The 8136-nt window shown below is 74.1% G+C and carries 7 protein-coding genes and 1 pseudogene; 6 read left to right on the plus strand and 2 right to left on the minus strand.

The features are described from left to right. From EAD98_RS29630 to EAD98_RS29645, 4 genes are all read left to right on the plus strand, one after another. The coding region (locus tag EAD98_RS29630; protein ID WP_147457527.1) for a glycoside hydrolase family 3 protein at positions 1-1747 on the plus strand (1747 nt) is incomplete at its 5' end. Between the two features lie 10 nt (positions 1748-1757). Beyond that, on the plus strand, positions 1758-3050 hold the full coding sequence (locus EAD98_RS29635) for an exo-beta-N-acetylmuramidase NamZ domain-containing protein (RefSeq protein ID WP_121657248.1): 1293 nt from the start codon (positions 1758-1760) through the stop codon (positions 3048-3050). Between the two features lie 11 nt (positions 3051-3061). Beyond that, positions 3062-4858 (plus strand): serine hydrolase domain-containing protein, encoded by a 1797-nt coding sequence (locus EAD98_RS29640; protein ID WP_121657249.1) that lies wholly within the window; start codon positions 3062-3064, stop codon positions 4856-4858. 125 nt (positions 4859-4983) lie between these two features. Next, positions 4984-5559, plus strand: coding sequence for a maleylpyruvate isomerase N-terminal domain-containing protein (locus EAD98_RS29645; protein WP_199723614.1), 576 nt, complete (start codon positions 4984-4986; stop codon positions 5557-5559). Between the two features lie 7 nt (positions 5560-5566). Here the strand turns inward: EAD98_RS29645 and EAD98_RS29650 are convergent, their stop codons facing one another. Together EAD98_RS29650 and EAD98_RS29655 are read right to left on the minus strand one after the other, a co-directional pair. Beyond that, positions 5567-6118 (minus strand): GNAT family N-acetyltransferase, encoded by a 552-nt coding sequence (locus tag EAD98_RS29650; RefSeq protein WP_121657251.1) that lies wholly within the window; start codon positions 6116-6118, stop codon positions 5567-5569. A gap of 67 nt (positions 6119-6185) precedes the next feature. Beyond that, positions 6186-6692 (minus strand): DUF1992 domain-containing protein, encoded by a 507-nt coding sequence (locus EAD98_RS29655; RefSeq protein WP_121657252.1) that lies wholly within the window; start codon positions 6690-6692, stop codon positions 6186-6188. A gap of 232 nt (positions 6693-6924) precedes the next feature. Between EAD98_RS29655 and EAD98_RS29660 the strand changes: the two genes are divergently transcribed. Both EAD98_RS29660 and EAD98_RS29665 read left to right on the plus strand, forming a co-directional pair. Next, positions 6925-7575 carry a LysE family translocator gene (locus EAD98_RS29660; RefSeq protein ID WP_121657253.1) on the plus strand — a complete coding sequence of 217 codons (651 nt, stop codon included), beginning with the start codon at positions 6925-6927 and terminating at the stop codon, positions 7573-7575. Positions 7576-7700: 125 nt separating this feature from the next. Next, positions 7701-8136, plus strand: a pseudogene (locus EAD98_RS29665) (hypothetical protein); the annotation flags it as partial.

The following is an 8136-nucleotide window of genomic DNA, read 5'->3' on the forward strand; positions in this document are numbered from 1 at the left end:
GGCCTCCCCCGCACCGGCACACCCCCCGTCGGCCGAGCACGGCTGGGTCACCTCGACGCTGCGGCACATGAGCCTGGAGCAGAAGGTTGGCCAGCTCTTCTCCACCTACGTCTACGGCGGTGACGCCACCGAGCCCACGGCCGCCGACCGGGCCGCGAACCTCGCCGCGTTCGGTGTGGAGACGCCGGCCGAGGTGATCCAGCGGTACCACCTCGGCGGCGTCTGCTACTTCTCCTGGTCGCACAACCTGGACAGTCCTCGCCAGATCGCCACCCTCTCCAACGGACTCCAGCGCGCCGCCCTCGGCGACCGCGCGAAGGGCCGGGTGCCGCTGCTCATCTCCACCGACCAGGAGCAGGGCACCGTGCTGCGGATGCCCTCCCCCGCCGCCCAGTTCCCCGGGGCGATGGCGCTGGGCGCGGCACGCTCACCCGAGCTCGCCCGGACGGCGGCGGACATCACCGGGCGCGAGCTGCGGGCCGTCGGCATCCGCCAGCCGTACGCGCCGATCGCCGACGTCAACGTCAACGCGGGCAACCCGGTGATCGGCGTCCGGTCCTTCGGCGCCGACCCCCGTCTGGTGGCCGACCTCACCGCCGCCCAGGTCAGCGGCTTCCAGGACGACGCCCGGCTGACCGCCGTGGCGAAGCACTTCCCCGGGCACGGCGACACGGCCACCGACAGCCACACCGGCCTCCCGGTGATCAACCACAGCCGCGCCGAGTGGGACCGGATTGACGCGCCGCCGTTCCGGCGGGCGATCCGGGCCGGCGTCGAATCGATCATGACCGCGCACATCGTGATCCCCGCTCTCGACCCGTCCGGCGACCCGGCGACGCTGTCGCCCAGGATCCTCACGGGTGTGCTGCGCGGTGAACTGGGCTTCCGGGGCGTCATCGTCACCGACGCGTTGAACATGGCGGGCGTACGCGCGAAGTACGGCGACGAGCGGGTGCCCGTCCTGGCGCTCAAGGCCGGCGCCGACCAGCTCCTGATGCCGCCGGACCTCGCGCTGGCCCGGGACGCGGTGCTGCGGGCCGTCGCCACCGGCGAGCTCACCGAGCGCCGGATCGACGAGTCGGTCCGGCGCATCCTCGGCATGAAGTACCGCCAGGGACTGGCCCACTCACCGCTGGTCGACGTCGAACGTGCGGTCCGGACGGTCGGCGCGCCCGAGCATCTCGCCGCCGTCGCCCGGGTCACCGACCCGACGCTCACCGCCGTCCGCAACGACGCCGGCGTGCTGCCGCTGCCCCGCGCCGACCGGTCGGTGCTGGTCACCGGCTGGGACAGCGCCGCCTTCGCACCGGTGGCGACGGTCGCCGCCGGGTTCACGGCCCGTGGCGCCCGGGCCACCGCCCGACCGGCGACGTTGCCGTCGGACGCGGTGATCGCCGCGACGGCCGCCCAGGCCGCCGAGCACGACCTCACCGTCGTGCTGGTGAACAAGGCGTGGGACACGACGGTCTCCGATCCGCGCGCCACCCAGCAGCGTCTCGTCGCGGCGCTGCTTGCCACCGGCAAGCCGGTGGTCGTCGTGGCGGTCCGCGACCCGTACGACATCGCGTATTTGCCGGGTGTGACCACCTACCTGGCGACCTACTCGTACACCCGGGCGGCGATGGACACGCTCGTCCGTGCGCTGCACGGCGAGCTGTCCCCGAGCGGGCGGCTGCCCGTCACGATCCCCACGGCCGAGGGCGGGGGCTCCGTGCTCTATCCCTACGGCCACGGCCTGAGCTGGTAGGAGGCAACCAATGCAGCGGAGGAATTTCCTGGTCGGCACGGGCGCACTGGGCGTGGGAGCGCTCGGGGTCGGCGCGGCCGTGACGCCCGCAGTCGCCAGCCCCCGTGGCCGTACGGTCCGCACCGGCCTCGACGAGTTGGTGTCCTCCGGGTTCGCCGAGCTCACCGGCCAGCGGGTGGGTGTCGTCTCCAACCCGACCGGTGTCGACTCGACCTACCGGCATCTCGTCGATCTGATGCACGGCTCCGACCGGGTGCAGCTGGTCGCGGCGTTCGGGCCCGAGCACGGTTTCCGCGGCTCCGCGCAGGCCGGCGGCAGCGAGGGCACCGGCGTCGACGCCCGCACCGGCATCACGGTGTACGACGCGTACGGCGCCTCGCAGGCCCGGTGGGAGGCCATGTTCACCGAGGCCGGGGTGGACACGGTGGTCTTCGACATCCAGGACGTCGGGGTTCGCTTCTACACCTACATCTGGACGATGTACACCTCGATGGTCGCGGCGGCCCGGGTCGGCAAACGCTACGTCGTGCTGGACCGGCCGAACCCGATCGGCGGGCGGGCCTACGGGCCGATGATGACCACCCCGTACACCTCGGGGGTCGGTCTGAAGGAGATCATCCAGCAGCACGGGATGACCGTCGGGGAGCTGGCCCGGTTCTTCAACGCCACGTTCCTGCCCACCGAGGCGGGGCGACCGGTCGACCTGGACGTGGTGCGGTGCAGGCACTGGAAGCGCGACGACCTCGCCGCCGACACCGGCGTGCCCTGGGTGATGCCCAGTCCGAACATGCCCACCCCGGACACCGCGCTGGTCTACCCGGGAACCGGCCTGTTCGAGGGCGTCGCGTCGATCACCGAGGGGCGCGGCACGTGCCGCCCGTTCGAGCTGATCGGCGGGCTGGCGACCGACTTCGACTACCACTGGGGTGACCGGCTCAACGCCCGGAACCTGCCCGGGGTCGAGTTCCGCGAGGCGTACTTCTCGCCCACCTCGGCCGGGCAGAAGCCGGACCTGCTCAACAAGCCCTGCGCCGGCGTGGAGGTCAAGGTCGTCGACCCGGCCGTGTACGACCCGATCCGCACCGGCGTGGCCATGCTGGTGGAGGCGCACAAGTATCCGGCGTTCGCCTGGCGACGCGACTCGTGGGACACCGTTCGCCCGTACTGGATCGACAAGCTCACCGGCTCGCCGCGGCTGCGTACCCAGATCGACGCCGGAGCCGACGTCGACGACGTCGTCGGCGCGTGGGCCGACGAGCTGGCCACCTTCAACCGGCGCCGCCGGCCCTACCTGCTCTACTAAGGAGTGCGGTCATGACCAGGTCGGTCCGTCGTCCGTTCCGCTCACTCGCGCTCGGCCTGGCCCTGGTGGTCGCGGGCACGACGCTGCCCGCCACCGGCGTGGCAGCGTCGCCCGCGTCCGGCCCGCCGACCGTCTCCCCCGCCGACATCCAGTTCCGGCACGACACGCTGCGCCGCGGCGGCGCCCGCCAGGTCGGGCTGCTCCCCGAGCAGGTGGACCGCCTGCCCGCCGACCTGGCGGCGTATCTCCAGCCGACGCCGGACCACCCCGGATACCCGGCGTACGCGGGCGCGGTGGTCCTGGCCGCCAAGGACGGCGTGATCGTTCAGCACGCCGCCGTGGGCAGCGCGGTGAAGTACGCGTCCGTCGGGCCACCGCCCGCTCTTGTCGGCGTGGAACTACCGGCCGACCAGCAGATCGCGACCCGACCCGACACCATCTTCGACCTGGCGTCGGTGTCGAAGCTGTTCACCACGGTCGTCACCATGCAGCAGGTGGAACGGGGGCGGGTGGAGCTGGACGCGCCGGTCGCCCGGTACGTCCCGGAGTTCGCCGCCGGCGGCAAGGCGGCGGTCACCGTCCGGATGCTGCTCACCCACACGTCGGGGCTGCCCGCGTTCGTGCCACTGTGGAGCAGGTACCCGACGCCGGCCGAGCGGTTCGCCGCCGCGCTCGCCACGCCGCTCGCGACCGGAGCGACACCCGGTGGCCAGTACGTCTACTCCGACCTCGGCCTGATCGCGCTGGGTGTGCTGGTGGAGCGGGTCACCGGTCGGCCGCTGGCCGACCTGGTCCGTGACGGCGTGACCCGGCCGCTGGGCATGACCGACACCGGCTACAACCCGGGCCCGGAGCGGCGGTCGCGGATCGCCGCGACCGAGTACCAGCCGTACGCCGGACGCGGAATGGTCTGGGGTGAGGTGCACGACGAGAACGCCTGGTCGCTCGGCGGGGTGGCCGGGCACGCCGGGGTGTTCTCCACGGCGGCGGACCTGGCCGTGCTCTGCCAGTCGCTGCTCAACGGCGGCGAGTACCGCGGCCGGCGGATCCTACGGTCGGACACGGTGCGCTCGATGCTGGTCAACTACAACGCGCCTCTGGAGTCGGCCTACCCGGAGAGCGACCGCGGCCTCGGCTTCGAGCTGAACAAGCACTGGTACATGATGGGCCTCTCCTCGCCGGTGGCCTTCGGGCACACGGGCTTCACCGGGACGTCGATCGTCATCGACCCGCTGTCGCACTCGTTCGTCGTCATGCTCAGCAACCGGGTGCACCCCGACCGTGGCTGGGGCAGCAACAACGTGGCCCGCCGTGCCGTCGCCCGCGACCTGGCCGAGGCGATGCCGGTGCGGCCGCGTTCGGCCAGCGCCTGGCGGGCCGATCCCCGCGACTCCGCGACGAGCACGCTCACGGCGCCGCTGCGCCGCCCCGCGCGGGGCGCCACGGCGAGCTTCCTGCTCTGGTACGACACCGAACCCCGCTACGACAGCGCACGATTCGAGGTCTCCACGGACGGCGGGCAGACCTGGGCGCCGGCCACCATGCGGCTCCGCGACGCCGGCCGACGGTGGAGCGCCGACGGCACGGTCACCGGCTACGGCGGCCGGGTGTGGTGGCAGGTCTCGGTGGCGCTGCCCGAGCAGGCCACCCACCTGCGGTGGAGCAGCAGCACCGACGGCTCCGGGCAGGGGCGCGGCGTCTACGTCGACCGGATCGCGGCGGCGGACCGGTACGGCCCGCTCTTCTCCGGCGAGGGCGCAGACGCCTCCCGGCTCGTCGCCGACGGGTGGTCACCCGCACGCAGCTGAGCTGTCCGCCCGGGGCCGGAGCCACCAGGCACTGGCGGTGGCCGGCCCCGGGCGAACGGGCGGCTGCGGCGCGCGTCGCGTCGAATCGCGTTGCGGCGGCCGGCGGGCGCTGCGAGGGTCGACGGATGCCAGCAGTGGACGGCGCCGACGTACGCGACGCGGCCGAGGAGATGACCCGGGTCCTGGACCCGCACCGGGACCGCGACTGGTCGGTGCCCGCCGGCACGCTGCGCTGGAGCTGCTGGACCACCGCGGCGCACGTGGCGCACGACCTGCTCGGGTACGCCGGCCAGGTCACCGGCCGACCCGACGACGCCTACCTGCCGTACGACCTGCGGGTCTCCCCCACCGCGACGCCGGCGCAGGTCCTCACGGTGGTCCGGGCCTGCGCAGGGCTGCTGGCTGCCGCGGTCGACACGGCGCCGCCCGAGACCCGGGCCTGGCACTTCGGCCCGTGCGACCCGGCCGGCTTCGCCGCGATGGGGGTGGCCGAGACCCTGTTGCACACCCACGACATCACCCTCGGCCTCGGCGTGCCGTGGCAGCCGCCGCACCGGCTGAGCGGGCTGGTGCTGCGGCGACTGTTCCCGGATTCCCCGCCCGGCGCGGCACCCGAGGTGCTGCTGTGGATGACCGGGCGCGGTGAGCTGCCCGGCCGGGAACGGCGCACCTCGTGGACCTGGCGCGCGGCGCTGGACTGACCGGCCCTCAGCCGACCGAGGGGGCGGTGAGCGCGTGCCGGTGGCCGTCGCGCGGGAATGGTGGGTACGCGGGCAGCACCTCCTGGAAGACGTAGCCGCTCTTCTCCGCCACCCGACAGGAGGCCGGGTTGTCCACCTGGTGCAGCAGGTCGAGGCGCTCCAGCCCGGGGAACTGCGCGAACGCCCAGCGGCTGAGCGCGGTGACCGCGCGCGGGGCGACGCCCCGACCGCGCGCCCACGCCGCCGTCCAGTAGCCGACCTCGGCCGCCGGCCGCCTGGGCGCGATCCGCTTGAGCACCACGCACGCCACGAGCAGTGGACCGTCCGCGGCGTCCTCCAGCACGGCGAAGGTGAACCGCCGGCCGTCGTCCCAGTCCCGCCGGGTCTGCTCCAGCCACTGACGCCCCTCGTCGACGGTGGTCAACGGGCGCCGGGTCCACCGATGCAGCACCGGATCCCGGTACGCCGCCAGCAGCGCGTCCAGGTCGTCGTCACGCCAGGGCCGCAGGACCAGGCCCGGCGCCGAAGGGGTGGCCACCGCTCGCAGCTCGATCGACATGGCCACATTCTGCCCGCACGCCTATGACCCGCCGGTGCCGGTCAGCTCACCGCCGCCGCCGGGCAGATCAGGTCGCCTGGCGGCGGCGCCACGGCAGCCACGCCCACCAGGACCGGCGTACCGGTGCGCCGGTGGGCGGCGGCCCGCCGGCAGGCGCCAGCGAGTCGGTGGACGTCCGGGATCCGGCGGAGGCGCGCTCCGCGCGCCAGCGGCGCACCACCTCGTCGGCGTTCACCGGCCGTACCGCCACCCGGGGACCCTCGGGGTTACGCAGCCAGGCCACGATCTGGGCGTTCAGCTGACCCACGAAGTCCCGGACGGACTGTTCGGTGGGCAGGTCGCGGACCTCGGCGGGGACCTGCTCGATGCACCGGCGCAGTTGCAGCGGAGTGGGCAGCAGCAGGTCGCTGGGGAGCGCCTCGCGCTCCAGGAAGCTCTTGATCCACCACGACTCGTCGTAGGGCGCGCCGCGGCCGGGAATGGGCTTGCCCATGCCGGGCAGGTTGTCGAACTCGCCGCGTTGTACGGCGCTCCGGATCTGCGACTCCACGGCCGCTTCCCACGCTTCGGTCACCCTGCGGCACCTCCCTGGCCACCGTAACGCGCCGCCTCCGGTCGGCGATGCGCACCGCAACGGGTCAGCGCGACCGGGCCGGCTGCCATTCCCGCCGCCGCCCGACGTGGGTGGTTGCCGCCGGGATGTCCGGTTGCGCAGCAGCAGGCCACGGCCTGGCAGGTGGCCCTGGGCCGGTATGGCCGCCCGGCCTACGGTCGGTGCGGGTGTCGGAGTGAACGGGGGGTTCGTCATGGTGGGTGCGGGTGCGCTGCTGGGTATCGCGCTGGTGGCGTTGGGGCTGGTGCTCACGCCCGGCCCGAACATGGTCTACCTGGTCTCCCGCTCGGTGGCGCAGGGCCGCCGCGCCGGGATGGTCTCGCTGCTCGGGGTGGCCGCCGGGTTCGGCGTCTACCTGGCCGCGGCGGTCGCGGGGCTGGCCGCCGTCTTCGTCCTGGTGCCGGCGCTGTACGCGGTGGTGAAGCTGGCCGGGGCCGGCTACCTGCTCTGGCTGGCCTGGCGGACGTTGCGCCCGGGTGGGCACTCCCCGTTCACGCCCGCGCCGCTGCCGCCGGACCGGGCGCGCCGGCTGTTCACCATGGGGCTGGTCACCAACCTGCTCAACCCGAAGATCGCCATCCTCTACGCCTCGCTGCTGCCGCAGTTCGTCGATCCGGGGCGTGGGCATGTGGCGGCCCAGAGCCTGCTGCTCGGTCTGACCCAGATCGCCGTCGCGTTGAGCGTGAACGCGTTGATCGTGCTCAGCGCCGGCGCGCTGGCCGGGTTCTTCGCCCGCCGGCCGGTGTGGCTGCGGGTGCAGCAGTGGGTGACCGGCACCGCGCTGGCCGCGCTGGCCGTCCGGATCGCCACCGACCGCTCCCGCGCGGCGATCGCCGCGCCCTGATCCGCGGGTCAGTGTCCCGGGTCGCGGTGCCGGCGGACCATCCCGGCGGCCAGCGGCGCTGGACGCGAGCGCCCGGGCGGCCAGCTGACGGCGCTTCGGCCGCCCGGCACTAGACTTCGCCCTCGATGGACGCCCAGCCCACCCCCGCCGAAACCCGCCCGTGCGCCCACTGTGGACGGCCGGTGCCGCAGCGTGTCGGCGCGGGTCGCCCGTTCCGCTACTGCCGGGACAACGACGGCGCCTGCCAGCGCGCCTCGCGCAACAGCCGGATGCGCCACCGCAACGCCCCCGGCCTGCCCGGTCAGGTGGCCCGCACGTGGGAGGCGGTGGACCGGCTCGACCAAATCGTCGAGACGTTGACCGAGTCGCTGCACGCCGAACTGTCCCCGGTGGGTGTGCAGCGCCAGCTCGCCCAGGCGCGCGCCGAGGCCGCCACCGAGATCGCGGCGGCGCAGACCGAACGCGACGAGGCCCGCGGTGACGCCGAGGACGCGGCGGCCGACGCGGCCCGCGCCCGCGAGCAGGCTCGCGCGGCGGCGGCCGACGCGCAGGAGGCCCGAC

It is taken from the genome of Micromonospora sp. CV4 (assembly GCF_003667455.1).
Taxonomy (GTDB): Bacteria; Actinomycetota; Actinomycetes; order Mycobacteriales; family Micromonosporaceae; genus Micromonospora.

Bases quoted from the DNA above. Each gene is read 5' to 3' on its own strand.
- EAD98_RS29645 (WP_199723614.1), top strand. From the start codon at position 4,984: ATGCCAGCAGTGGACGGCGCCGACGTACGCGACGCGGCCGAGGAGATG.
- EAD98_RS29650 (WP_121657251.1), bottom strand. From the start codon at position 6,118: ATGTCGATCGAGCTGCGAGCGGTGGCCACCCCTTCGGCGCCGGGCCTG.
- EAD98_RS29640 (WP_121657249.1), top strand. From the start codon at position 3,062: ATGACCAGGTCGGTCCGTCGTCCGTTCCGCTCACTCGCGCTCGGCCTG.
- EAD98_RS29635 (WP_121657248.1), top strand. From the start codon at position 1,758: ATGCAGCGGAGGAATTTCCTGGTCGGCACGGGCGCACTGGGCGTGGGA.
- EAD98_RS29660 (WP_121657253.1), top strand. From the start codon at position 6,925: ATGGTGGGTGCGGGTGCGCTGCTGGGTATCGCGCTGGTGGCGTTGGGG.